The sequence below is a fragment of the Paenibacillus hunanensis genome, assembly GCF_034055775.1.
Taxonomy (GTDB): Bacteria; Bacillota; Bacilli; order Paenibacillales; family Paenibacillaceae; genus Saccharibacillus; species Saccharibacillus hunanensis.
This window is the reverse complement of sequence record NZ_CP139194.1, coordinates 1,512,501-1,538,103: the sequence shown is the minus strand read 5'-3', so window position 1 is coordinate 1,538,103 and position 25,603 is coordinate 1,512,501. Positions and strand designations below refer to the sequence as shown.

At 47.2% G+C, this 25,603-nt stretch carries 18 protein-coding genes, 10 tRNA genes and 2 rRNA genes (1 of these 30 running past the window's edge); 1 reads left to right on the top strand and 29 read right to left on the bottom strand.

What is annotated here, in order from left to right; genetic code table 11:
- Positions 1-194: 194 nt before the first annotated feature.
- The 17 genes from SK066_RS06220 to ruvC all read right to left on the bottom strand — a co-directional run bounded on the left by SK066_RS06220 (position 195) and on the right by ruvC (position 19,749).
- Positions 195-1,403: a cation:proton antiporter gene (locus tag SK066_RS06220; RefSeq protein WP_320544034.1), complete on the bottom strand. Its 1,209-nt coding sequence runs from the start codon at positions 1,401-1,403 to the stop codon at positions 195-197.
- A complete protein-coding gene (locus SK066_RS06215; RefSeq protein WP_188776436.1) occupies positions 1,403-1,897 on the bottom strand; it encodes a cation:proton antiporter regulatory subunit in 495 nt (164 codons plus the stop codon). Before SK066_RS06215 ends, SK066_RS06220 begins: the two co-directional genes overlap by 1 nt.
- 308 nt (positions 1,898-2,205) lie before the next feature.
- Positions 2,206-2,724: an adenine phosphoribosyltransferase gene (locus SK066_RS06210; protein ID WP_188776112.1), complete on the bottom strand. Its 519-nt coding sequence runs from the start codon at positions 2,722-2,724 to the stop codon at positions 2,206-2,208.
- 26 nt (positions 2,725-2,750) lie between these two features.
- Positions 2,751-5,159, bottom strand: a complete 2,409-nt coding sequence (gene recJ / locus SK066_RS06205) for a single-stranded-DNA-specific exonuclease RecJ (protein ID WP_320544033.1) — start codon at positions 5,157-5,159, stop codon at positions 2,751-2,753.
- 17 nt (positions 5,160-5,176) lie between these two features.
- Positions 5,177-6,154, bottom strand: a complete 978-nt coding sequence (locus tag SK066_RS06200) for a cation diffusion facilitator family transporter (protein ID WP_320544032.1) — start codon at positions 6,152-6,154, stop codon at positions 5,177-5,179.
- A 72-nt stretch (positions 6,155-6,226) separates the two neighbouring features.
- Complete coding sequence (secF, locus tag SK066_RS06195; protein WP_188776109.1) at positions 6,227-7,138, bottom strand: protein translocase subunit SecF; 912 nt, start codon at positions 7,136-7,138, stop codon at positions 6,227-6,229.
- Complete coding sequence (secD, locus tag SK066_RS06190) at positions 7,128-8,621, bottom strand: protein translocase subunit SecD (RefSeq protein WP_320544031.1); 1,494 nt, start codon at positions 8,619-8,621, stop codon at positions 7,128-7,130. The genes secF and secD overlap by 11 nt, the downstream gene beginning before the upstream one ends.
- Before the next feature lie 237 nt (positions 8,622-8,858).
- The gene (locus SK066_RS06185; protein WP_320544819.1) at positions 8,859-9,110 is read right to left on the bottom strand and encodes a post-transcriptional regulator; all 252 of its coding nucleotides are present in this window, start codon (positions 9,108-9,110) and stop codon (positions 8,859-8,861) included.
- Between the two features lie 155 nt (positions 9,111-9,265).
- On the bottom strand, positions 9,266-10,606 hold the full coding sequence (locus SK066_RS06180) for an ArsB/NhaD family transporter (RefSeq protein WP_320544030.1): 1,341 nt from the start codon (positions 10,604-10,606) through the stop codon (positions 9,266-9,268).
- A gap of 193 nt (positions 10,607-10,799) precedes the next feature.
- A complete protein-coding gene (gene yajC, locus SK066_RS06175) occupies positions 10,800-11,117 on the bottom strand; it encodes a preprotein translocase subunit YajC (RefSeq protein ID WP_320544029.1) in 318 nt (105 codons plus the stop codon).
- Between the two features lie 94 nt (positions 11,118-11,211).
- A complete protein-coding gene (gene tgt / locus SK066_RS06170) occupies positions 11,212-12,351 on the bottom strand; it encodes a tRNA guanosine(34) transglycosylase Tgt (protein ID WP_320544028.1) in 1,140 nt (379 codons plus the stop codon).
- Between the two features lie 243 nt (positions 12,352-12,594).
- Positions 12,595-13,623 carry a tRNA preQ1(34) S-adenosylmethionine ribosyltransferase-isomerase QueA gene (gene queA / locus SK066_RS06165; protein WP_320544027.1) on the bottom strand — a complete coding sequence of 343 codons (1,029 nt, stop codon included), beginning with the start codon at positions 13,621-13,623 and terminating at the stop codon, positions 12,595-12,597.
- A gap of 6 nt (positions 13,624-13,629) precedes the next feature.
- Complete coding sequence (locus tag SK066_RS06160) at positions 13,630-15,699, bottom strand: SpoIID/LytB domain-containing protein (protein ID WP_320544026.1); 2,070 nt, start codon at positions 15,697-15,699, stop codon at positions 13,630-13,632.
- 253 nt (positions 15,700-15,952) lie between these two features.
- Positions 15,953-16,699: a SurA N-terminal domain-containing protein gene (locus tag SK066_RS06155; RefSeq protein ID WP_320544025.1), complete on the bottom strand. Its 747-nt coding sequence runs from the start codon at positions 16,697-16,699 to the stop codon at positions 15,953-15,955.
- Positions 16,700-17,182: 483 nt separating this feature from the next.
- A complete protein-coding gene (gene ruvB, locus SK066_RS06150; RefSeq protein ID WP_188776100.1) occupies positions 17,183-18,199 on the bottom strand; it encodes a Holliday junction branch migration DNA helicase RuvB in 1,017 nt (338 codons plus the stop codon).
- Between the two features lie 429 nt (positions 18,200-18,628).
- A complete protein-coding gene (gene ruvA / locus SK066_RS06145) occupies positions 18,629-19,249 on the bottom strand; it encodes a Holliday junction branch migration protein RuvA (protein ID WP_320544024.1) in 621 nt (206 codons plus the stop codon).
- A complete protein-coding gene (ruvC, locus tag SK066_RS06140) occupies positions 19,246-19,749 on the bottom strand; it encodes a crossover junction endodeoxyribonuclease RuvC (protein WP_188776098.1) in 504 nt (167 codons plus the stop codon). The genes ruvA and ruvC overlap by 4 nt, the downstream gene beginning before the upstream one ends.
- Positions 19,750-20,737: 988 nt before the next feature.
- On the opposite strand from ruvC, the gene SK066_RS06135 reads away from it, so the two are divergent.
- On the top strand, positions 20,738-21,976 hold the full coding sequence (locus SK066_RS06135) for a cellulase-like family protein (protein ID WP_320544818.1): 1,239 nt from the start codon (positions 20,738-20,740) through the stop codon (positions 21,974-21,976).
- 352 nt (positions 21,977-22,328) lie between these two features.
- Here SK066_RS06135 and SK066_RS06130 read toward each other — a convergent pair.
- The 12 genes from SK066_RS06130 to SK066_RS06075 all read right to left on the bottom strand — a co-directional run.
- Positions 22,329-22,402 (bottom strand) — tRNA-Pro (locus SK066_RS06130).
- Between the two features lie 7 nt (positions 22,403-22,409).
- A tRNA-Leu gene (locus tag SK066_RS06125) sits at positions 22,410-22,489 on the bottom strand.
- Positions 22,490-22,513: 24 nt separating this feature from the next.
- Positions 22,514-22,590, bottom strand: a tRNA-Arg gene (locus SK066_RS06120).
- Positions 22,591-22,593: 3 nt separating this feature from the next.
- Positions 22,594-22,668: transfer RNA gene (locus SK066_RS06115), tRNA-Gly, on the bottom strand.
- A 56-nt stretch (positions 22,669-22,724) separates the two neighbouring features.
- Positions 22,725-22,800: transfer RNA gene (locus tag SK066_RS06110), tRNA-Asp, on the bottom strand.
- A gap of 7 nt (positions 22,801-22,807) precedes the next feature.
- Positions 22,808-22,881 (bottom strand) — tRNA-Met (locus SK066_RS06105).
- Positions 22,882-22,900: 19 nt separating this feature from the next.
- Positions 22,901-22,976 (bottom strand) — tRNA-Val (locus tag SK066_RS06100).
- 6 nt (positions 22,977-22,982) lie between these two features.
- A tRNA-Glu gene (locus SK066_RS06095) sits at positions 22,983-23,054 on the bottom strand.
- 91 nt (positions 23,055-23,145) lie between these two features.
- Positions 23,146-23,237: transfer RNA gene (locus SK066_RS06090), tRNA-Ser, on the bottom strand.
- 3 nt (positions 23,238-23,240) lie between these two features.
- Positions 23,241-23,316 (bottom strand) — tRNA-Asn (locus SK066_RS06085).
- Between the two features lie 38 nt (positions 23,317-23,354).
- A 5S ribosomal RNA gene (rrf, locus tag SK066_RS06080) occupies positions 23,355-23,471 on the bottom strand.
- Positions 23,472-23,537: 66 nt separating this feature from the next.
- Positions 23,538-25,603 (bottom strand): 23S ribosomal RNA (locus SK066_RS06075) (it continues 857 nt past the right edge of the window).

Sequence of the window (25,603 nt, the reverse complement as noted above, 5' to 3'; positions counted from 1 at the left end):
ATTTGAGCTGCGATCAGGATATTGCGGTTATCAGAACCATCCTCAGCAAGTCATTTTCTTATAATACGATCTTGCATGCCTGTATCGTAATCATGATGCGCCGCCGAACCATTATCAAGGTCGGCCAGACGTGTTATAGGAAAATAATTCGCTTTTAATGAGATGCAGTCTTTTCATCCCTTTGCCGTGCAGCATCAGGATTTTTTCGTTTGTTTATTCCATCGGAATACGCGTGCGACACCTTTATAAATAAACTTTGATTCCTTGGTTAGCAGTGGGCCCAGTATCGCTAGAATTAATACATAGATCGCGGCAAATGGCTGTAAAATGCCAGATAACGCACCAGCTGCACCTAGATTCGCCACAATGATAGAAAACTCACCACGCGACATAATCGTCAAGCCGACATTCGAGGATGCCTGCGGAGACAGATTCGCGGTCTTCCCTGCCAGCATACCTGCGCTATAGTTACCAATCATCGTGATGATCACTGCACCGATCGCCAGCCATACGGCATTTCCACCCAGTGACAACGGATCGATCGTTAGTCCGAAGCTAAAGAAGAACAATGCTCCAAAGAAATCACGAAACGGTAAAATAATCTTTTCAATCCGGTGCATATGCGATGTTTCTGCGAGCACGAGACCAACGAGCAATGCGCCAATCGCTTCCGCTACGTGAATCGTCTCCGAGAAGCCTGCGATCAGGAACAACGCTGCAAAGATCACACACATAAAGATTTCATTGGATTGAATATTTAGCACTCGGTTAAGCAATGGAACTGCCTTGCGTCCAATGATGAGAATGAGTAGCATATACCCTAGTGCAATCGCCGCCGACAATAGAATACCGCCAACCGATGTTGCTCCGCTGAGCAGCAAGCCAGACAGTACGGACAGATATACGGCGAGGAACACATCCTCAAACATAATGATACCCAGAATCATTTCCGTTTCTGGATTGGCTGTACGCTTCAAGTCGACCAGTACCTTGGCTACAATCGCGCTGGACGAGATCGTTGTGATTCCGGCAATCACCAGAATTTCTTTGAGATCAAAGCCAGTCAATAAGCCATATAACAGTCCGAGGGTAAAGTTAATACCGATATAGATTGTACCCCCGAGTGCAATCGAGCGCCCTGCCTTCACTAATCGACCTACCGAAAATTCCAGTCCAAGATAGAATAGCAGGAAAATAACCCCGATTTTACCCATAAATTCAATCAGCTCAGCGCTCTGAATAAAGCGAAAATCGACAATTCCGAATACCGGCGCATGAGGCCCTACCGCCATACCTGCCAGAATATAAAAGGGAACGACCGAGAAGCGGAGCTTACTTGCCAGCAAACCTGCAAGGGCAACGAGCAATACCGCAATACCGATCTCAAATACGATGTAATCCATCAGCCGCTCCCCCTTTCGAGCAGCTCTTTGAGCAATTGAATTCCATTTCGCTCGCCGGCAATAACGAGTGTGGTTTCACTTTGTAGCACATAGTCCGGGCCTGGAATAATCTGTTGCTGCTTTGCACTAATTCCAGCGATGATCACCGTACCTGTTTGCTCACGAATCGATAGCTCACCGATCGTTTTGCCAATACAGCCCATACCCGACTTGAGCTTATGCCACTCAATCGTTAATTTGGAAATCGACAATTCTGCTTTTTCCAACGCGCTTGGCTGATAACTCATCCCACCAATAATGCTGGCAAGCTGTCTTGCTTCATGATCGTGCAGCGACATGACCAGCTCATGATCGTCCGGGCTGTCGGATGGTTGATGATACAGCTCACGCTTTCCATCCTCATGCACAATGATTGCTACATGATCCTGTTCCTCGGTTTCCACTACAAATTTCCTTCCAATACCGGGCAAGTCCGTCTCGCGAATGATCGCCATACTTCCCCCTCCTTTTTCTATAAAATTGGCATACTTATTGAACATCCAACTTGAACATCCATGCGCTCATAAGCAGCATGCCTCTCTACTGTATACGGCTTACCCCTAATGAGGTTTCAACAAAAAGTCGATTTTAAGGCAATTTTGTTCAAAAAACGCCAAAAAACCCGATTTTCATCATCATGACAATGAAAATCGGGTTTATTTATAATGCGTTTTTGGCTTTTATTTCCACTTAAAAGTCTCGAAAGACTCGTCCATTAAGCTCTGCTTTATTATAATAAAGAAAAGGCTGATAATGGTAAATATTAGAAAGGATATTGAGTAAGTGTGAATACCTCGATATCTGGCAGTTTTTCGCGTCCGTTCAGGTCTTGCAGCTCGATCATGAATGCTGCGCCAATCACATTACCGCCCACTTGACGGATCAGGTCAACACAGGTTGCAATTGTGCCACCTGTTGCCAGCAGATCGTCAGCGATCAGTACATTTTGTCCTGGCTGAATCGCATCGACGTGCATAGCCAGTACATCCTTACCGTATTCAAGCGCATATTCAGCTTGAATCGTTTTGTATGGCAGCTTGCCTGTTTTACGGATCGGCACAAAGCCTACGCCCAGTGCATACGCCAGCGGTGCGCCGACAACAAAGCCACGTGCTTCCGGTCCAGCGATTACGTCAATTTTCAAATCCTTGAGCAGCTTTCTCAGCTCATCGATCGATTGCTTGTACGCTTCGCCGTTTTGCAGCAGGGTTGTAATATCCTTGAAGCTAATTCCTTCCTGCGGAAAGTCCGGAATGACACGAATATGCTCTTTAAAATCCAAAAAAATCTCCTCCTAAAAGTTAGCGTTTATGATACGCCTTGCATACGGGCAATCATCCATGAAGTCAACTGTGGCAGATCACTTTCACATAACATATATTCCATTTCAGCCAGTTCGCCAAGCTCCCGGTACAGCTGTGAGCTACCGAGCGGACGCTTATCAGGCGCTGTATTCATGCGAATCTGTCCATCCTGACGCACGATGAAGTCCAGCTCCTCAAACACGTCCAGCATCATTTGCACCATACGTACCGAGCTGGATGTTTTTTGACTCAAATACGGGATTAGCTTCTGTTCTTCAGCAATGGTAGCACTGCTTTTGGCGAGCCAGCCGTAGATCAGCTTGAATTGCTCCCGATCGGGAATTTGCAGGCGATCCTGACGGTCTGGACGATCATGCAGCAGAACGATATTTTCCACGCCGGTAAAGCGCTCAAAAATGACGTTCAATTGTTCAATATGCGCTGGTAATGATAACAGACATAATGTGCGTATGGCTTCTGCCCCATACTGTATGGAGACATGATTGCAAGCCGCAATATCAACTTGTCTATCATAACCCCAAAGGGATACATCCGACAATTGGCTTTTTAAAGTTTCCATTCGTTTTTCATCGCCCAGTACACCGAATTGTCCCATTTCGGTTGCCATATAACGCGACCATTTGTGCTGAATGGTCGTTAGCTCGCCTGTCCAATCATCAGCACCACGGCGATCCCAGACCTGTAAGCCCGGTACAGCGATATCCTGCACCATCAATTGCGGCTTACGTACACCGCGCCACTCATTAATGCTGGTCTCTGCCAGCAGATCGATGTGATCGCCTGCACGTAGCAGCGATGCTAGCTCTCCTTTACCAAAGGCGACGCCTTCAAGCACAGCTCCATCCTGCTCGACGACCAGTCGTAGATGATCTGACGTTTTACCGATCGCACGTGCTTCAGATAGAGTAACGCCTCGTAGGACAATTTTAGGTAAAGGATTATTCATCCCAAATGGAGCGAGCCGCTCCAGCTCCTCGACCGCTTCCAGTGTGATCTGATCTACACTGCATTCACAATCGGCTTCTGTCTGTGGAACCAGATCTTCCTCAGTGAGTAGCTGTGCTGCACGTTCATTCAGACGACTGCGGAAGGCATCCAATTGATCCCGATGCAAGCTCATACCCGCTGCGGATGGGTGTCCACCAAAATGATCCAGCACATCCTCACAATCGAGCAATGCACGATAAATGTCATAGCCGGGAATCGAACGTGCTGAGCCTTTACCCATTCCAGTCTCAGGATCGATCCCGAGTACAATCGTTGGACGATAATAACGATCCAGTAGCTTGGAGGCAACGATACCCACTACCCCTGGATTCCAGCCCTCACCAGCAACGACAATAACGTCAGGCACACCGCGTGGATGCTGATCACGCTCCGATTCTAGCATGACGATGGCTTCCTGCACCATCCGGTTGACAAGCTCCTGACGCTCTTTATTTAATTGATCCAGCTCAAAGGCAATTCGATCAGCTAAGCTCATATTCGTTGTCGTTAACAGCTCGACAGCACGTTTAGCATGCTCCATTCGACCACTCGCATTAATACGTGGTGCCATTGCAAATGCGATATGAGTCGCACTCACCTGTGCCGGGTCGATGGCAGCAATATTAAGTAACGCATGTATACCTGGAAAAGCGCTTTGCTTCATTTGCTGCACACCGATGCTCACCATACGCCGATTCTCGTCCTGTAGTGGCATCAGATCGGCTACCGTACCGATCGCTACGATCTCCAGCCAGGAATCCGGCACCTCGCCCAGCAGCGCCTGGGCTAGCTTATAGGCGACCCCTACACCGGCTAGCCCTTTAAACGGATACGGGCAATACGGTAGCTTCGGATTGACGAGTGCTACTGCTGCGGGTAGCTTCTCTGGCGGTTCGTGGTGATCGGTTACTACAACGTCTATGCCAAGCTCACCTGCATACGCAATCTGCTCGACAGCACTGATGCCTGTATCCACCGTCACGATCAGGGTAACACCCTGCTCATGTGCTAGATCGAGCGCATGATTGTGCAGGCCATAGCCTTCCTTGGCACGATGTGGAATATAGATGTCAAAATCCGCTTTTAATACGCGCATCAATTGAATCATCAGTGAGGTGCTGGATACACCGTCTGCATCGTAATCACCATAAATCCAGATTTTCTCGCTACGTTCCAGCGCCAGGCGAATACGCTCAACCGCCTCCGGCATACCTGCCAGCAGAAATGGATCATGACTCGTTCCCGAGCTGCTCTCCAGAAAAGTCTCTGCTGCTGCTGGTGTTGTATACCCTCGCCCGCTTAACAGCGTCGCAGTTAGCGGAGCGATATTCAACTCGCGGCTAAGCTGCTGTGCAGCCGCTATATTGGGGTGTTTTACATTCCAGTGATATTGTGAATGAATCATGGTGCTTAGTTCCTCCTTCAGTGAAGCATTCCATCGCCAGACGAACGATCCGAATGAGTGGCCCAATCATGATTGGACTTATACGGATAGCCGCCTGTATATGGAATCGTATATACCTGTACCCGGCTCACATGATCAAATCGGTGTAACAGCAAATTACGAGCATACTCCGCAATCTCTGCCGCCGCCAGTACCGTAATATTCGGATTAACGGCAAGCACCAGCTCGATATGTACACCGCGATCATGCTCCTGAGCCTGCAATCGCTCGACCGCGATCACGCCGCGTACGCGCTGTACCGTCTCCATATAATCGCTAGCATCCTGCTGCTCCATCGTCTGCACAAGCCGTCCATAGATCGCCTGTCTGGCTAAACGATAGCCCTGACGCCACAAAATAATTGCTACAAGCAATGCTGACACAGGCTGCACATAATACAGTCGATCCTCATTTAGCTCCAGCGCAGCAATGGTACCGAGCATACCTGCCAGTACAATAATCGAGGAATACAGAGAATAGCGATGGGTATCGATCATTTCCTCCAGCGTATTGCTCTTTTGCTTGGACATATACCGATAACGGTAACGAAATACCGCTTCATTGACCGCCATCGCCAAAAAGACGAGCACAATGGCAAATGGCTTAGGCTCTGGCTCCACATGTGCCATCAGATCACGTACAGCAGCAATAGCAATTTCCAGCCCACCGAGCAATAAAACGACAGTAATGATCATCTGTGCAAAGGACGCGCCTACACCCTCGGCAGGACGATGCTCTGAACGCAAAGCCGCACGTCGACGGCTTTTCCAGCTACGACGCAGCAAGCGTTCTGCCAGCGTGCTTGCCGCCGATGAAGCGGTATACAGTGCATCACCGATTAGCGCTTTATTCATCGCGATATAACCAGCAACACCTTTTACAATTGCCAAAACGAAACCTGTCAGCACCGATGTCCATAATCCATGCTCCTGTTGCCGGATCGGCTTGTTATCCATTGATTTCCTCCTAAGACAAACGGAAGCCGCGCCAATAACAGGACGCGGCTTCACCGTTGAAAGCTTGCAAGATTATGCCGTCGTCTTCGACGGTGTTTTTGCTTTTGGCTTTTGTTTGTTTTTCAGTACGAGCCAGAGTGGACTCGCGATAAAGATCGAGGAGTATGCCCCGAATGCCAGACCGATCATCATTGCCAGCGAGAACATACGGATCGACTCACTACCCAGAATGAACAGGAACAGACACGCGATAAACACAGTCAGTACCGTATTCAGGGAACGAGTCATCGTTTGAGAAATACTTTTGTTCACGATTGTTGCCACATCGCCACGGTTTTTCTGTTTGGCAAACCGCATATTTTCACGAATACGGTCAAAGATAACGATCGTATCGTTCAAGGAGTAACCGATGATGGTCAACACCGCTGTAATAAAGGTCAGATCCACTTCCAGACGGAAAATGGAGAAGACCGAGATAACGAGAAACGCATCATGCAGCAACGCGACAACCGAAGCCACCGCAAAGCGCCATTCAAAGCGAATCGTAACATAAATGATAATCCCGAGACTTGCAAGCAGAACTGCATAGATCGCGTTGCGCTCCAGCTCTTTCGCAATCGTCGGATCTACCGTATTCACTTCAAACGAAGCGCCACTATCCAGATCCTTTGTGAAGGCTTGCTTGAGTTGATTTTCCTGTGTATCCGTCAGTACATTTTCAAAACGGATGGACAATCGCTCTGCACTACCGTTACTAATATCTGCGGCTTCACCAAAGTCCAGCTTATCGATCACAGGCTTCACCTGCTGCTCTGTCAGTGGCTTGGTCAGCGTAATATCCACGTTCGAGCCCGAACGGAAGTCAACGCTATAGTTCAATCCGAACACAGCCAGTGAAATAATACCAGCAATCGTGACTACAATGGAGAATGTGTAGAAATACTTGCTTAATTTAACGAAATCATAGTCCCACTTAAAGCGCACTGCGTTCACTCTCCTTTACACCGAAATACTCCGGTTTGTCGATCAGTTTCCCATTGATCAGCAGGGACAACAGATAGCGGGAGAAGAACAGGTTACTTGCGATACTAACCAGAATGTTGAAAATCAGTACCAGTGCAAAACCACGTACTGCACCTGTACCCAGACCAAACATCACGGCTGCCGCAATGATTGTAGTCAAGTTGGCATCGATAACGGTACCGAATGAGCTACGGCTACCCGATTTGAATGCAGACGACATACTTTTACCTGTACGAATCTCATCCTTGATCCGTTCAAAGGTAATAATATTCGCATCGACTGCCATCCCGACCCCGAGTATGAAAGCGGCGATACCTGGCAGAGTTAATGTGAAGTCACCTGCAATAAAGATCATCAGTGTGAGCCAGATGTATACGATAATACAGAAGCCAGAGATTAGACCTGGTACACGATAAACGAAGATCATGAACAGTAAAATAACGATGGACGCTATAATCCCTGCACGCAGTGTATCTTGCAACGACTGTTGTCCAAGCGATGCACCAACACTTTGCGAATAGATCTCGGTCAATTTCAGCGGCAATGCGCCAAGGTTGATCTGATCTTTCAGTTGTTGTGCTTCCTGTACGGTGTAGTTACCAGAGATGCTTGCTGTACCGTCTGTCAGCTCTGCACGAACTGTTGGTGCAGACAGCAGATCATCATTCAGGAAGATCGCCAGTGGCTGATTGATCAGACGTTTTGTGATTTCAGCAAACTTTTTAGCATCTTTAACTTTAATTGTGATTTCAGGCTGGTTCAGCGAGTTATATACAACTGAAGCCCCATTTTCCTTAAAGTCATTACCTGTCATTTCCACTTTACAGTACACTTTCAGTGGATCTTGACTTGCAGCAGCGGCATTCGTATCGGAAGGAACGGATTCCTCACCTGTTGACGGCGTTACCTCTACTCCTTCTGGAGAGCCTACAGTTTGTGCAGACACGGCATTGCTGTCGGAACCGGATTTGGTTTCGGTCGTTCCGCTGGATTTGCTAGTTGTTGTGCTCTTTTCAGCACCTTTGTCTGTAGTGCTTTTCTCTGTGGACGATGTTTGGTCCTTAGAGCTCGATTGGGAAGAATCAACTGGACATCCCGACATACTGCGGAATGTAAGCTCAGCTGGCTCTTTCATGGTTTTACGAACAGTAGCCTCGTCCGTTACACCTGCGATCCGAAGGCGAATTCGGTCGCTTCCCTCTGTAGTGATTTCCGGCTCACTTGTACCGAGTGCATTCGCACGTTGCTCCAAACTTTTTGCAGTCTGAATCAGGGATTCCCTGGTGACTGCTTCCCCCTGTGTCGTTGGCGTAGCCTGATACAAAATCTCAAAACCGCCTTTAAGGTCCAAGCCTAAACGGATGTCCTTAAACAGCGGTGTCGTTAAGCCGATCACACCGGCCACGACGAGTATTACGACTACGAAGCTGATGAGTCTTTTCATCCCGTGTGTGGTTCCCCTTTCATTCTCAATATTCCTATTATAGCGATGCGACAAATGACAGTCAATTTACCGGTGGTCGACAAAACAAACAAGCTGATGCCAGTAAAACACCGGCCCCAGCTTCTCATTGGTCCAATGAATGTCGATCGTTTTGCGAACAAAATGTGACAATTGCAGGCATTTTGTACATGGATATGTGGATAACGGCATCCATATCACGTTCCCCCGGCAATGGAATTACCGTATATCTGCTTCTTTGTACGAGGACATCGTCAGGTAGTGCATTAACTGATTCGGCTTCATTGATAAAATATCATTCACCAGCTCATACAGTCTGGGCATTCCCTGCTTGGAATATTTACTATTCAGGCAATCCCATAGCTCTTCCGAGGTGATTTGCTCATAACCAAGCAATTTAAATTCTTCAATCTTGCTCTGGCATAGCGATTCGATCAGCTCGGTTAGCTCCGCATTGCTCAGTTCATCCATATCCACCAGCTACCTTCCCTTTAACTTCATATCCTGCCTTGTTCACATGACCGCCGCCAGATGATCTGTCCAGCACACAATACACTCTATACCTTTCGCCCTTACCTTCTCAAATTCCTGCTTTTTACATAAACTTTACATATAAAAATGTAGAATTAGCTTACCGATGAAGGCATCAGCACATACATGAGATAGAGTGAAGCCAGCACAAGTGATAGCAAGGTCAGCGGCAAAGCAATTCGTAAAAATTCAATATAGCGTAGCCGCTGTCCCTCTCGCTCTGCCATCGAGGCGGCGATAAGACCAGCTGCTGAGCCTAGCAATGTACCACTACCTCCAATGCCTGCACCAAGCGCAAGCGCCCACCATAATGGATGCAGCAGCCCGGCTGAGCTTGCTTCCATCTGCTGACCTGTTTCCTGAATTAGCGGAATCGCGGCGGCGATCCATGGCATATGATCCATTGTCATCGACAGCAGACCCGTCACCCATAAAAGAATCATTGCGACCAGACCCATATTACCATTCGTCAGCTCGATCAGATAGGTAGCTCCTTCAATAATCCAGCCTGTTTGGATCAGCCCACCAGCTAGAATGAATAGCCCGGCAAAAAACAGCAACGTATCCCACTCTAACTGCTTCAATACACTAGATGGACGAATGCCACTCGTCCATTTACCTGCAATGAGTAATACCACTGCACCACCTGCTGCAATCCAGCCTGACTCCCATCCAAGCTGCGAAGCCCATACCAATAATATAATCACTGCTATATATAATACAGGTACGACAGCGCGCCGTACGATAGAATGCGATGAATTCACTATTTCGGGTACGATGGATGATTGCTCAGGCTGTAGAAGAGATGGCTGGATACGCAGTACTTTACAATAACAGAGCCATACGAGCACGATGTTCAACACAAACAATACTCCCACAATCGGTCCCAGCGCTGTAACAAAGGCTACAAAATCAAGCTCAGTATTATTTGTTCCAATCCATATATTCGCTGGCTGACCGATTAATGTTGCGGTACCTCCAATATTCGTAGCGAGTACAGAACCAATAAGAAACGGCACTGCCGACAATCGAAATGCCTTCGCCACCGCGATCATAATCGGCACCAGGATCAGCATCATCGTTACAGGCTCAAGCAGTGCTGCACCGACTCCTGCAAGCAACATCATATATAGATATAATAATGCTGGGCGCCTTCCACTATAACGAATGAGCACAAGCGCAAACCGATGTATCGAGCCACTACGACCCATCACAGCAGCCATTACCAGAAGCCCTGCCCATAATAGAAGCGTATCCCACTGGATATGAAGCTGAAACGCACTACGCCATTGCACGATACCAAGCAGTAAAAAAAGCACAGCGGCAATTAGCGCAACCAGTGCTCGATTCAACTGCCCTGTCATCCAGATCGCATACGCCACCAGAAAAATCACGAGCGCAACCGTAGGCTGCCAGCTCATCATTTCCGTTATCATTAGCCTTCATTCCCCCTATCCTTGCCTTGTACAACCTTCATATTACCGCAGACTCACTCCCTATGCACGTACTTCCACTGTGCAACATAAACGATAGTTAAAAAGCAAACGGACTACGCAGAAGCGCAGTCCGTTCAACATTCATTGTTAGAATCATACCACCTTGCCTGTCGCCCTATAGCGATACAGCAGGTTAGGCTTTAGCTGCTGGAGCTGTTTCTTTTGCCGATGCATGGCTAATTGCCGAGCGATCAAAAGTCAGCTTTGTTACATCATTTACACGCAGTACAACGATATCGTCTGTCATTTCTACGATTGTACCATGCAGACCACCAATCGTTACGACCTTGTCGCCTTTACCCAGTGCATTCAGCATCTGGTTACGTTGCTTTTGCTTCTTTTGCTGCGGACGAATCAGCAGAAAATAAAATACAACAAACATCAGTACAAACGGCAAAATGGACATCCACATGTTGCCAGAACCCCCTGCAGCAGCTGCTACATTAAACATGGTGTTTCCCCCTTATTAAAATATAAACCGGAAGCCGGTCGCCCGGGCTCCGTTGTGTTTCTATCATTGGTCTTGCGCTCATCAATGGGCTGGATCAAAAGCCCTTGTCATTACCGTGCAGTCCATATTGCGTGAAGAACTCATCACGGAAATCAAGCAGACGATCTTCCATAATTGCCTGACGTACACCGCGCATCAGATTCAGCAGGAAATGCAGGTTATGATACGTCGTCAAACGCAGACCAAATGTCTCGTCTGCCTTGATCAGGTGACGCAAATACGCCTTGGAATAATTGCGGCAGGTGTAGCAATCGCAATTCGGATCCAGCGGGCTAAAATCGCGTGCATATTGTGCATTACGCACAACCACACGTCCCTGACTGGTCATCGTTGTACCGTTACGCGCGATACGTGTTGGCAATACGCAGTCGAACATATCGACACCGCGAATAGAGCCTTCAATCAGCGCATCCGGTGAACCAACACCCATCAGATAACGCGGCTTATTCGTTGGCAAAAATGGCATCGTATACTCCAACGCCTGATACATCAAATGCTTAGGCTCGCCAACGCTCAGTCCACCAATAGCATACCCCGGGAAATCCATCGAAGTCAAATCAAGTGCACTCTGCTTACGCAGGTCCTCATGCATACCACCCTGCACGATCGCGAACAATCCTTGATCATGTGAACGTGCATGACTTTCCAGGCAACGCTCTGCCCAGCGTGTCGTACGCTCCAGTGATTTTTTCACATATTCATACTCGGCTGGATATGGAGGGCACTCGTCAAATGCCATCATAATATCAGAGCCTAGCGCATTTTGAATCTCCATCGCTACTTCCGGCGACAGGAACAGCTTGTCTCCATTCAAATGAGAACGAAAATGTACACCTTCCTCAGTGATTTTACGCATTTCGCTCAAGCTAAATACCTGAAAACCGCCACTATCCGTCAAAATTGGACGATCCCAGTTCATGAATTTGTGCAGGCCGCCTGCTTCCTTGATCAGGTCATGACCCGGACGCAGGAACAGATGATACGTATTACTTAAAATAATATGCGCATCCATCTCTTTCAGCTCTTCTGGGCTCATTGTTTTTACCGTCGCCTGTGTACCGACCGGCATAAAGGCTGGCGTTTCGATGACACCATGCGGTGTGTGCACGCGACCTAGTCTCGCACCGGATTGCTTACAGGTTTTAATATGTTCGTATCGAATTGGTCCAGACATCACATGTATTCTCTTCTTTCTGCATTAAAATATTCGTTCACGTCCCGCTGGACGCTCGTCACCTGGCTTAGCATCTATCGGCAACTGTGTCTGCTTCGACGCAGACACCCTTCTTTATTGTACGTAAACAGTAACCCCTCTATCGCTACCTTCATTTGCATCACAGCCAAAAAAAGGGCAGCACCGACATTTTATTATACCGGAGCCACCCTACTTAGCACAATATATGTTTATATGAATATATTAATAAATGAACATCGCATCGCCAAAGCTAAAGAAGCGGTATTGCTCACGAATCGCTTCCTCATACGCCGCCATAATATGATCGCGTCCAGCCAGTGCGCTCACTAGCATTACCAGCGTTGACTTTGGCAAATGGAAATTCGTGATCATTGCATCCACCAGACCAAATTGATGTCCCGGATAAATGAAGATTTGTGTCCAGCCACTTGTTGCTTCCAATGGCTTACCTGCAAAATCACGTGCTACCGTCTCCAGCGTACGCGCTGATGTTGTGCCCACTGCCACAATGCGTCCACCGCGAGCCTTGGTCGTGTTGATCAGCTCTGCCGTTTCCGCAGGTAGCGAATAATACTCCTCATGCATCACATGATCCTCTACCGTGTCCACGCTCATCGGACGGAATGTACCCAGACCGACATGCAGTGTAACGAAACCAATCGATACCCCTTTAGCACGAATCGCTTCTAACAGCTCTGTCGTAAAATGAAGCCCTGCTGTCGGTGCGGCAGCTGAGCCTTCATGCTTCGCGTATACCGTCTGATAGCGTTCCCGATCATCCAGTGTTTCCTTAATGTAAGGAGGAAGTGGCATTTCACCCAGACGATCCAGAATCTCCTGGAAAATACCTTCATAGCGGAAGGTGAGCACACGCATGCCCATATCGCCTTCTTCCTCGATCACCGCTTCCAGCTCATCGCCAAACTGGATCACTGCACCCGTTTTGATCTTTTTCCCTGGCTTAACGAGCGCTTCCCAGCGATCGCCTTCCAGCTGAGTGAGCAGCAATACTTCTGCTTTGGCGCCTGTATCTTTTTTCGTTCCAAACAGACGTGCTGGAATGACGCGTGTGTCATTCAAAATCAGCGTGTCGCCTTCATTAAAATATTCCAAAATATCACCAAAATGCTGGTGACGAATTTCACCGGTTTGCTTGTTCAATGCCAGCAAACGAGAAGCTGTTCGATCCTTGAGTGGCACCTGTGCAATCAGATGCTCTGGTAATTCAAAATCATACAAATCAACTTTCATGTTCATTTATCCCTTCACAATATCAACGTCATGATAGTAATGTTCTAATATTTCCTTATAATCTGCGCCTTGATCTGCCATACCCTTGGCACCCCATTGCGATAACCCCAGTCCATGCCCATTACCGCGACCGGTAAACAGGAAGCCGCCTGGCTCAGTCACACGTGCATTGCCATCTCCATTCAAGATTACCGTACTCGTACTGCCTGTCCCCTGTCCAGACGCGCCTAGCAATGTCGTACCGCCAGCAGATAATTCATCCTGTGCATTGCCAGAACCGATCACGGTATATTTGTCCGTGCTCACCACATCAAATAGCGTGCTTGGCAGACTATTCAATGCCGAACGGAACATATCGGGATACTTCACCTTTACGACGCTCCCATTGATCTTAATCTCCGTTACACGACCGGACGGGCCGCGCTGACTTACCTGAATCGATGTGATCGTAGAAGGTAAGGTAGACGTCGTTTTTCCTTTTAATGCAGCGAGTAGCTCCGCTGATTTGAAGGGGCCACGAATCCATTGATAGCTGTTCGATTCTGGAACGACCTCCAGTACAACCGCCTCATCGCCCGGGTTCAGCTGCGATACCGACTGCACGCTGTTTTGTACAACTGGAAGCTTACGCACATTCGTATTTTTAGTCGTCACCGTCATTTTATCCAGCCCAGCAGATGTCTTATCGCCAGTCAGCTTTACATTATCCTCGCGTATATAACCAGAGCTTCCATTATCCAGCAGCACATGATACCACTTTTTGAGTGAAGCCTGCGCCGCTTCATCGCCTTTGGAATCAACGGTCACAAACACATCTCCACCGCCGCTATTCCAAACCTCGGATGTGTCTGCGCTAGCGCCACCCGCATTGGCAGAGAAGATCGACTCGATCACTTTGCCATTTTTCATAATGACCTCGCCAGCTGTAGCATCGACTGCGGCAATGATCCGCTTATCCTCTGCACCTACGCCATTATAGGCTTGACTGAGCGTCGTATCAACCACATCAGCAATTTTAAACTTGGAGCCCTGCTCTTGAAAACGAGCATAGCTACGAGCAGCTACCGCCTGCGCCTTGAGCGACTCCGCAGGCCATGATGCCGAAACCTCGCCACCAACGACCGAATACAGATATTGCTCCATCGGAAGCACATTCACCCATGCGAGCTGACCATTATAGTTACTCAGCTCAAAATCACCACGATACGTACGTGCAGAACGCTCCGTCACCTGCGTACCCGATGCATTCCCTTTAATCGTCAGCTTGGCATTCGTACCGCTTAATATATAGTGATTAACCGGCGATGGACTGGTTACGCTCGACGTCACATTTTGACGCATAATTAGGGCAGGCGTGGAGCTGCTCACTGTTGTTAATGGCGCTGTAGGTAAGGCTTCCGCTGCCGTCGCTTTTACCGCTGCAAGCGCCGTAGCATTCGCTTCCTCACCAATCCAGACCTCGTAAGAGCCACTACCAGTCATGACCATATAAGCATCCAGACCTGCTACTTGAGCCGTATTGAGCACGCCCTGCGCCTGTGCTGAGCTTACAAAGCTACCTGCGGACAGATGCATGCCACCCTTCACTGTTGGCGTTTGTCCGCCCAGTAATGAGCGTGCAGTGGAAGCAACACGAGTGGCTGCCGTTTGTGCATTCGCTTCAGAAGCATACATGCCTGTATACAGCTGATACACCGTTTGTCCACCTTTTGAGGTAGAGAATACAATCGGCTTATCGCTAGTTGGCTGAAGTAATTTGATTCCAGCAGCCACTGTATCAAAGCTAGGCGTTTCCAATACTTTAACCCGATATCCATCAATGCCAAAGCTCGCCTGCTGACCGATATCCTGCCACGAATCAAATACGCCGCCCTGTGTCACCCCAACCTGCAAACTAGCAGCAGATTTTACATTAACGACTGGCACGATAGACGTATATGTACTACCGCCATTAAAAAATAGCCCCACCCGCACATCCTCTTCAAACGAAGGTTCACTGGCATGAGATACCGAAGAATGACCGAAGAAACTACAGCTCATCACCACTGCCAAAAGAAAGCTACTTGTTTTACGCATACACACCTCAGAAGATTTATTATAGATTGAACATCCAAAGGATACACTCACGACATGACGATCTACTTTAATTATACTTCATCTTTATGCCTGACGATAATGCTGCCAGACATACGTGTTATAAATATAACACTTTTTTAGGATTTTTGCTGACGCTGGCTATAACGAGAGCATACAAACGATTTCCTCATAGAAAAAAGCCATCCACCACGTCTATGCGACATCGTGAATAGCTTTTTTAGTTAAGTTCAATTTAGCTTTTGTTAAGCAATTGTGTATTTACTGTATATTGACCCTGTTGCTGCTGTACAAGCTGATCCTGAAATGCATCAAATGCAGCAGGCCCATCAATCTGTCCCTTTTTCAATAGCTCATCATACAGCTTACTCATATAGATCGTTTTTCCATATTGCTGCTTGATCTGCTCACTATTCCAAAATTCCTGTTCACTAAGTCCGGTCAATGCGATTCTACTCTTCATAATTTGCTGAATGAGCTGCTGATCGTTACTCTTACTTGCCAGCGCAGGGTCATATAAACGATTCTTTTCAGCCTTCACCATTTGTGCCATTTCTTGCTCCGAGACGGTAATGCCTATTTTTTGTGCATATTGTACAGCCAGTTCTTTTTTCAATAATTGATTCAGTAGTTCAGCATCCGTTCCAATATTTACAGGGCTATCTGTTCCCTGCTGTAGCTGATTGAGCGTTGTCACCATTTCTACATTTGCTTTGTAAAAATCAAATTCCTGTTTGGAAATGTGGATGCCGTCGCCTTCCACAATTAGTGCATCGTTTGGCGAATCTGTAGATCCTCCAAATATAGAGCCCTTCTGACCATCCTTCGACTGCAACTGATCAAACGTCGTTTGCATAACTGCCTGCCGCTGTGCAGCCACTTGTTCCTTTGACGGCTGTGCTCCTCCATACCTCCCAACAGCTACTCCAGCCGCAGTTACGACTACAAAACCTAATGCCATCACGATAACTTTCTTCTTCATCCCAATCAACCTCCTGTTTGCCAGAACATCGTATGTAATTGATGTTGCTTATTTTGTTCGTTGCTCTCAATTAAAACGAATCAACAGCTTTTCACTACCCAGCAACTTTTTACTACTGACTATTCATCTTTTCATAAGTCCCTATTCATCCATTACTATTTACAGGTGAATTCTAATGTGGTCGACTTCTCTAGCTTACATCCATCTAACTATTGGCAGGCTACGATTTCCAGAAAAATGTATTTTATTGAATTATTTCATAGCCCGGTATCGAAGTAAACTGATTCCAGTTAAATTGTGAGCTACAGCCTATGGAATGTATTACTTTGTACTTAGATGCATTTTATGATGTATCGTGCTTAAAAATGGAATCGTTCGTGCCCGTTCCTGTGTGAGCCTATCAAAACCAAATAAGCGTACAAAAAAAGCTACAGATATATACCTTCATGTATCTGTAGCTTTCTCCTATACTAGGCTATAACCTTACTTCCCCTTCAAATCCTCCGGCATCGGAATGCCCAGATGACTATACGCCTTTGGTGTTACCACACGTCCACGCGGCGTACGCTGCAAAAAGCCCAGTTGAAGCAAATAAGGCTCGTATACATCCTCAATCGTCTGCCCTTCCTCGCCGATCGTCGCTGCGATCGTGTCCAGACCTACCGGACCGCCGCGGAAGCTATGAATCATCGCCTCCAGCATCTTATGATCGATCTGATCCAGACCACAAGGGTCGACCTGTAGCATGTTGAGCGATTCCTTTGCAATCTCCGGTGTAATAATCCCGTCACCACGAACCTGCGCATAGTCACGCACACGCTTGAGCAAACGATTCGCAATACGCGGTGTACCACGTCCACGAAGCGCAATCTCCTCAGCAGCATCCCCCAGAATTTCAATACCGAGAATATCTGCACCACGACTTACAATAAACGTCAGCTCATCCACTGTATAAAACTCCAATCGGCTGACTACACCAAAACGATCGCGTAATGGCGCCGATAACAGCCCCGCTCTAGTTGTCGCTCCGATCAGGGTGAATGGCGGCAAATCCAGACGTACCGAGCGTGCACTTGGTCCTTTACCGATCATAATATCAAGTGCCGAATCCTCCATCGCAGGATACAGTACCTCCTCCACCGAACGATTCAAACGGTGAATTTCATCGATAAATAGCACATCTCCGTCCTGTAGATTCGTTAACAATGCAGCCAGATCCCCTGGACGCTCAATCGCTGGCCCTGATGTCGTACGCAGGTTTACCCCTAGCTCATTGGCGATAATATTCGCCAGCGTTGTTTTACCCAGTCCTGGCGGGCCATATAGTAATACATGATCCAATGCTTCGCCGCGCATCTTGGCAGCCTCGATATAGATTTTCAGGTTTTCCTTTACACGACTCTGTCCGATATATTCCGCAAGGTAACGGGGACGCAGACTGAGTTCCACCGCTTGGTCTTCCATCATCAAATTTGCCGATATAATGCGGTCATCCGTCATCTTAATCGCTCCCCTCTTCTTGCCTGCGGCAAGTTTGTTTCATCATCGATACGTTATTCATACGTTGATAAGATAATATATGGATACGATGTACACTCCTATTCATCGTTCATATTGCTTGTTTTATCTTATTTTATAGTTGGTTGATATAATTGCTTTATATTATTGTTTGATATTGATCATACGATTTTATATAGTACAAAAGATTTTATAATACAAGAGTGTAATTTGATATTAGCATGTTGTATCTCAGTCGTTATTTACGGATGTAAGCAGCGCTACAACTGCTTATTAACAAGCACACAAGTGCAAATACAAAATTGCTCCTGTCACTTATCTTATTTACCACGCTTGTGCTGCTTGTGCTGCTTGTGCTGCTTGTGCTGCTTGTGCTGCTTGTGCTGCTTGTGCTGCTTGTGCTGCTTGTGCTTAACCAGTATACAGCATCTTCAAAGCCCGTTTCATAACAGAATCCACCGTATCCTCTGGAAATACCTCATGTTTGAGCGTCTGCCATACCCGATCCAGTTCAGTATCAGTATAACCAAGAGCTTTCAAAGCTTCACGCACTTCTGACCATACATCGCCACCAGCTACAGCCGGTGCTGTCGCCGTCGCTGCAAACAGTCCAGTCGCCATAATCGAGTCACCGATACCATCCAGCTTATCCTTCAGATCGAGGATCATACGCTGTGCCGTCTTCTTCCCAATACCAGGAAGCTTGGTCAGGAACGTAATATTCTCCTGATAGATCGCCGTAATTACACCCTCTGGACTACCACCACTCAAAATTCCAAGCGCCACCCGAGGCCCAATGCCCGACACTTCAATCAGCTTACGAAATAGCTTCTGCTCATCCCGAGTCGGAAAACCAAACAGCTGAATGGCATCCTCACGTACATGATGATGAATATACACAATCGTTTCCCCTTCTGCCTTTGCAATTGCAAATGGATTCGGGCAAAATACACGATAACCTACGCCATGCACATCCATCACTACATATTCATTTTCCAGATGAACTACAGGCCCACGCAAAAAATCGATCATTTTTTCAATACCTCATTTAACTTGGAATTTAATACATAGGAGTGAGCATGGCAGACAGCTACAGCGAGCGCATCCGCTACATCATCTGGTTTTGGCACTTTTTGCAAATTCAAAAACATCCGTACCATCTCCTGCACCTGACGCTTCTCTGCCTTACCATAGCCGACAATAGCCTGCTTCACCTGCATTGGTGTATATTCAGCGATTGGTAATCCCTTTTGCGCTGCTGCTAAAATAGCTACACCTCGCGCCTGACTAACCGACATCGCCGTAGTTACGTTACGATTAAAAAACAGCTTCTCAAATGCAATCATCTGCGGCTCATACTTTTCGATCAGCTGCACCATACCTTCATACACATGGAGTAGACGTTCCTCCTCCGGTGTATGCGCCTCGGTCTGAATACAGCCATATTGCACCGGCGTCAGCTTACTACCATTTTTATCGATAAACCCGAAACCAACAATCGCAATCCCGGGGTCAATTCCCATAATACGCAAATCCATCTCTCCCTTACGTAACCCGCCGTTCAGACCATACTCCAACGTCTTTGTTGAAAAATGGCTTCCTCTCTATAATAAGCGAAACAGGCGAACATATGTATCATTTTTTTATTATACCAGAAAATTTCTATGGCGGCCGCGGCGAATTGTTATGCATACTTGGTGAATTGATATACCTGCTTAACCAGGTTTTTCTATCGTATTTAGTTTAAAACACGTCCTAACTTTATTTACTCCATTGGTATCTTAGTCTTTCATATGTACCTTAGCCTTCTATATGTATCTTATAGATGTCTTCTATATCTTTGTTGCACCTCTTAATGTATACCTGCATTTTCTTCGTCGTTTAATTTTGCTGCATACTATCTAGCTTCATTCCTATCGCCTAAGGATAAAGATGCAGTATCTCTCCTATGAGTAATTGAAGGATCTGTTATATTAACCAAGCTATCGTCCATAAGCCCCCTTCTCTATTAAATAGACATCTGATCAACACTATTATTCAAACATTTCGCACGGTTTATTACATTGTCATCCATTCCATTTCACGTTAGCTTGATAGTAAGGAAATCTTGATCCACAAGAGCCTCTCTCATTCTTACATCTACCTGTTTAAATCAATTCCAGCGCAGTCATAATTCTTTTTATATAATTAGCAATCGAAACTCAACAATCGAACCAACTTCATGACTACCGAATTCAAATAGCTATGAATACGCACATAAGATGATTATATCTTTTCTAAATTTCTGTCTTTTCTATTTCATTGTTCATTTCTCATTCTCCATTTTTATCTTTTATTTTTTCTAACCATATGCGCTATCTTCTCTATACCTATCCTGCTACTACGCACTTATCGCTGACACAGTTATCTATAGAGAAAGCATCACTAGCTATATAACAAAATGTAGTTCATTTCATTCACAAAGGAGTGCCTATTCCCTTGATCATACCGAACCATCTACCTCAGCGTCTTACTATTACAATGTGGGATTTTTCCTGGTATACAATGACCATGCCCGGAGAGCCTTATCATGACTTGCAGGCACGTTTTACAGAAGCTGTAGAGCGCGGCTACAATACGATTCGGATTTGTGCAATGCCTTTTCTATTATTTACATCGCAAGGGCCACGTTCAGGAAAGCTGCGATTCAGTAATTTGGGACAGCTTGGTCAGCGGAGTCGCTGGTACAATTGTGCGGGTGGCGCCGAGCTAGACGGGCATCAGCATATACTAGAGCTGTTTCAGCAAGCCCGGCTTCATAATTGCTACATTATCCTATCATCCTGGGAATATCAGCAAAGCCCCAGCTTTCTTGAATCGCCCGAGCTGTGGCAAGAACTAAGACAGATACCACCAGCCGAGCGTTTCCTCACAATTGCACATTCGATGAACAGCTTGCTCGACTTTCTAAAACAAGCTGGCTTTCAGCAGCAGATCGCTTACACTGAGCTACATAACGAGATCGAATTTGGACAACTCACTGCCCTTGCCGATGAAGCAGGTATTCCTGCACATCCAATCGGTGAACAGATTCGTCACCTTACCCCTTATGTAGAAGAAGCCGTTCAGTTACTGCGTGATCGTCATCCAGATATACTGATGACAGGCTGCTATACTGCCAATGAGCCCTATGATAAAAAGATTCTACCTCGTAACTTTCAGGTCGCTCATTTCCATCTCTATTTGAAAGGTGTGCTTCAACAGTTAATGGATGCCATGGATCTGGATGAACAGCATGCTCCTTTTCCTAATCCATTCGTACAAAGTCTATTACGTGAAAATGCTCCTTCGATTCAACAATGGCAGCTACCATCAGAGCAAGCGTGGAGATTAGACGGTAATCCTGTAGGTGCCAAAATGCTATACGTACATGATTGGGCTGATCCCGATCGCTGGGATGTATACTTATACGATCACTATGGAGAACATAAACAAGCGATGCTAAACAAAGCAGAAGAACGTCTAACGGAGATTCACGCATGGGCAGAGGAGCAGCATATCCCTGTCGTTGTAGGCGAAGGCTATATCGGTTATACACCACTATATGCAAGCTTTGAAGAAGGTCCTGTAGGAAAGTTTATCGCCGAATATGCTATTCAGCTTGGTATGAAAATGAACTTCTGGGGCATGACACTATGCTCTAATTGTGCACCTCATCACCCATTCTGGCAAGACATCCACTGGCAACAAAAATGGAACCAGTACATTTTAACAAGTTAAATCAATACTTTGATGTATATATGCAGCGATGCATATGCACAACTTAAAATTTTCATGTAATTTCTATGCAAAATGGGCTTCTATATAAGCATGCTCGCTTTTATATAAGTACGCTCAATAATTATCAAGTATATTCGCTCAGTATACGTATTCTACCTATATACGTATCTTTCTCATATAAGAAGTACCTATGTCCATGATACGTACAAACCAATCAAATACATATACATTTTATATAGTGTATATTCAACAATGTACATTCAAAAACTAACCAACCCATTCTCTTATATACAAATAAACTCTTATATAAAATAAAAAGCCATCATTCATTAAGAATGATGGCTTTTCTGTATCGGGATGACACGATTTGAACATGCGACCCCCTGGTCCCAAACCAGGTGCTCTACCAAGCTGAGCTACATCCCGATATAAGTGCCGGTGAAGGGACTCGAACCCCCACGGTTTCCCTCACGATTTTGAGTCGCGCGCGTCTGCCAATTCCGCCACACCGGCAAGTGTGAAAAACTTAAAAATAAATGGCGCGCCCTAAGAGATTCGAACTCCTGACCTTTTGATTCGTAGTCAAACGCTCTATCCAGCTGAGCTAAGGGCGCGTATGGAGCGGACGACGGGAATCGAACCCGCGACCCTCGCCTTGGCAAGGCGATGCTCTACCGCTGAGCCACGTCCGCATACTGCATGTGTTTCTTTGTAATCCTCATTATAACTAAAACTTCTAAATTATAAATGGCGGAACCGACGGGATTTGAACCCGCGATCTCCTGCGTGACAGGCAGGCATGTTAACCCCTACACCACGGTTCCACTTTAATTGCGGGGACAGGATTTGAACCTGTGACCTTCGGGTTATGAGCCCGACGAGCTACCGGACTGCTCCACCCCGCGTCGTCAAATAAAGTCTATATGGTGGAGACTGACGGGATCGAACCGCCGACCCTCTGCTTGTAAGGCAGATGCTCTCCCAGCTGAGCTAAGTCTCCATATTATGACCCGTAGGGGATTCGAACCCCTGTTACCTCCGTGAAAGGGAGGTGTCTTAACCCCTTGACCAACGGGCCTTACTCAAAACAACCTTTATTATCTTAACACAATTCTTACATAATTGCAAGCCTTATTTTACATTTCATTAGTTAATCACTAACGGGCTTCTGGCGGAGAGAGAGGGATTCGAACCCTCGAGACGCTTGTGACGCCTACACGATTTCCAATCGTGCTCCTTCGGCCAACTCGGACACCTCTCCATATGGCTCCCCGAACAGGACTCGAACCTGTGACAACTCGATTAACAGTCGAGTGCTCTACCAACTGAGCTATCAGGGAATATTGTCCGCTCTACAGAGCGGAAGGTCTTACTCTTCGCTTGGCGACGTCCTACTCTCCCAGGACCCTGCGGTCCAAGTACCATTGGCGCTGGAGGGCTTAACGGTCGTGTTCGGGATGGGTACGTGTGGAACCCCTCCGCCATCATCACCAAACGTTCTTGCTACAGGTTGATCACCTGAAAACTGAATCCGAAACGAATCATCGCGTATTTAGAAAGATAGGATAAGCCCTCGACCGATTAGTATTGGTCAGCTCCATGCATTGCTGCACTTCCACCTCCAACCTATCTACCTCGTCGTCTTCAAGGGGTCTTACTAATTGGGAAATCTCATCTTGAGGGGGGCTTCACGCTTAGATGCTTTCAGCGCTTATCCCTTCCGCACGTAGCTACCCAGCGATGCTCCTGGCGGAACAACTGGTACACCAGCGGTGCGTCCATCCCGGTCCTCTCGTACTAAGGACAGCTCCTCTCAAATTTCCTACGCCCACGACAGATAGGGACCGAACTGTCTCACGACGTTCTGAACCCAGCTCGCGTACCGCTTTAATGGGCGAACAGCCCAACCCTTGGGACCTACTTCAGCCCCAGGATGCGATGAGCCGACATCGAGGTGCCAAACCTCCCCGTCGATGTGGACTCTTGGGGGAGATAAGCCTGTTATCCCCAGGGTAGCTTTTATCCGTTGAGCGATGGCCCTTCCATGCGGTACCACCGGATCACTAAGCCCGACTTTCGTCCCTGCTCGACTTGTAGGTCTCGCAGTCAAGCTCCCTTTTGCCTTTGCACTCTTCGAATGATTTCCAACCATTCTGAGGGAACCTTAGGGCGCCTCCGTTACATTTTAGGAGGCGACCGCCCCAGTCAAACTGCCCACCTGACACGGTCCCCGTACCGGATCACGGTACTAGGTTAGAACTCAGATGCGATCAGGGTGGTATCCCAACGGCGCCTCCAAGGAAGCTTGCGCTCCCTCTTCGTAGGCTCCCACCTATCCTGTACAAATCGCACCCCAGTTCAATATCAAGCTGCAGTAAAGCTCCATGGGGTCTTTCCGTCTTGTCGCGGGTAACCTGCATCTTCACAGGTATTAAAATTTCACCGGATCTCTCGTTGAGACAGCGCCCAAATCGTTACGCCATTCGTGCGGGTCAGAATTTACCTGACAAGGAATTTCGCTACCTTAGGACCGTTATAGTTACGGCCGCCGTTTACTGGGGCTTCGGTTCATAGCTTCGCTTGCGCTAACCACTCCCCTTAACCTTCCAGCACCGGGCAGGCGTCAGCCCGTATACTTCGCCTTGCGGCTTCGCACAGACCTGTGTTTTTGCTAAACAGTCGCTTGGGCCTTTTCACTGCGGCCCCCTCGTGCTATTCACACTACCGGGGCACCCCTTCTCCCGAAGTTACGGGGTCATTTTGCCGAGTTCCTTAACGAGAGTTCTTCCGCGCGCCTTAGAATTCTCTTCTCACCTACCTGTGTCGGTTTACGGTACGGGCACCTGCTTCCTGGCTAGAGGCTTTTCTTGGCAGTGTGAGATCATGACCTTCGCTACTGTAATTTTCGCTCCCCATCACAGCCTGACCTTAAAGTGTGCGGATTTACCTACACACAAGTCTCACTGCTTAGACAGGCATCCATCAGCCTGCGTCACTACCCTCCTGCGTCACCCCGTTGCTCATAGCGGCTCTCGGTGGTACAGGAATTTCAACCTGTTGTCCGTCGACTACGCCTTTCGGCCTCGCCTTAGGTCCCGACTTACCCTGAGAGGACGAGCCTTCCTCAGGAACCCTTAGGTTTTCGGCGGATCAGATTCTCACTGATCTTTTCGTTACTCATACCGGCATTCTCACTTGAATTGTGTCCAGCACTCCTTACGGTATACCTTCAACCTCAATTCAACGCTCCCCTACCCCTGATGCAAGCATCAAGCCATAGCTTCGGTGGTGTGTTTAGCCCCGTTACATTTTCGGCGCAAAGTCACTCGACCAGTGAGCTATTACGCACTCTTTAAATGGTGGCTGCTTCTAAGCCAACATCCTGGTTGTCTGTGCAACTTCACATCCTTTCCCACTTAACACACACTTGGGGACCTTAGCTGATGGTCTGGGCTGTTTCCCTTTTGACAATGGACCTTAGCACCCACTGTCTGACTCCCGGAATAAAGTCTGCGGCATTCGGAGTTTGACTGAGCTTGGTAACCCTTGCGGGCCCCGCACCCAATCAGTGCTCTACCTCCGCGACTCATCTTCCGAGGCTAGCCCTAAAGCTATTTCGGGGAGAAC

Coding starts and splice junctions, on each gene's coding strand:
- SK066_RS06220 (WP_320544034.1), bottom strand. CDS start 1,403: ATGGATTACATCGTATTTGAGATCGGTATTGCGGTATTGCTCGTTGCC.
- SK066_RS06215 (WP_188776436.1), bottom strand. CDS start 1,897: ATGGCGATCATTCGCGAGACGGACTTGCCCGGTATTGGAAGGAAATTT.
- recJ (WP_320544033.1), bottom strand. CDS start 5,159: ATGATTCATTCACAATATCACTGGAATGTAAAACACCCCAATATAGCG.
- SK066_RS06200 (WP_320544032.1), bottom strand. CDS start 6,154: ATGGATAACAAGCCGATCCGGCAACAGGAGCATGGATTATGGACATCG.
- secD (WP_320544031.1), bottom strand. CDS start 8,621: ATGAAAAGACTCATCAGCTTCGTAGTCGTAATACTCGTCGTGGCCGGT.
- SK066_RS06185 (WP_320544819.1), bottom strand. CDS start 9,110: ATGGATGAACTGAGCAATGCGGAGCTAACCGAGCTGATCGAATCGCTA.
- SK066_RS06180 (WP_320544030.1), bottom strand. CDS start 10,606: ATGATAACGGAAATGATGAGCTGGCAGCCTACGGTTGCGCTCGTGATT.
- yajC (WP_320544029.1), bottom strand. CDS start 11,117: ATGTTTAATGTAGCAGCTGCTGCAGGGGGTTCTGGCAACATGTGGATG.
- tgt (WP_320544028.1), bottom strand. CDS start 12,351: ATGTCTGGACCAATTCGATACGAACATATTAAAACCTGTAAGCAATCC.
- queA (WP_320544027.1), bottom strand. CDS start 13,623: ATGAAAGTTGATTTGTATGATTTTGAATTACCAGAGCATCTGATTGCA.
- SK066_RS06160 (WP_320544026.1), bottom strand. CDS start 15,699: ATGCGTAAAACAAGTAGCTTTCTTTTGGCAGTGGTGATGAGCTGTAGT.
- SK066_RS06155 (WP_320544025.1), bottom strand. CDS start 16,699: ATGAAGAAGAAAGTTATCGTGATGGCATTAGGTTTTGTAGTCGTAACT.
- ruvB (WP_188776100.1), bottom strand. CDS start 18,199: ATGACGGATGACCGCATTATATCGGCAAATTTGATGATGGAAGACCAA.
- ruvA (WP_320544024.1), bottom strand. CDS start 19,249: ATGATCGATTTTTTGCGTGGGCCTGTAGTTCATCTGGAAAATGAATAT.
- SK066_RS06135 (WP_320544818.1), top strand. CDS start 20,738: ATGTGGGATTTTTCCTGGTATACAATGACCATGCCCGGAGAGCCTTAT.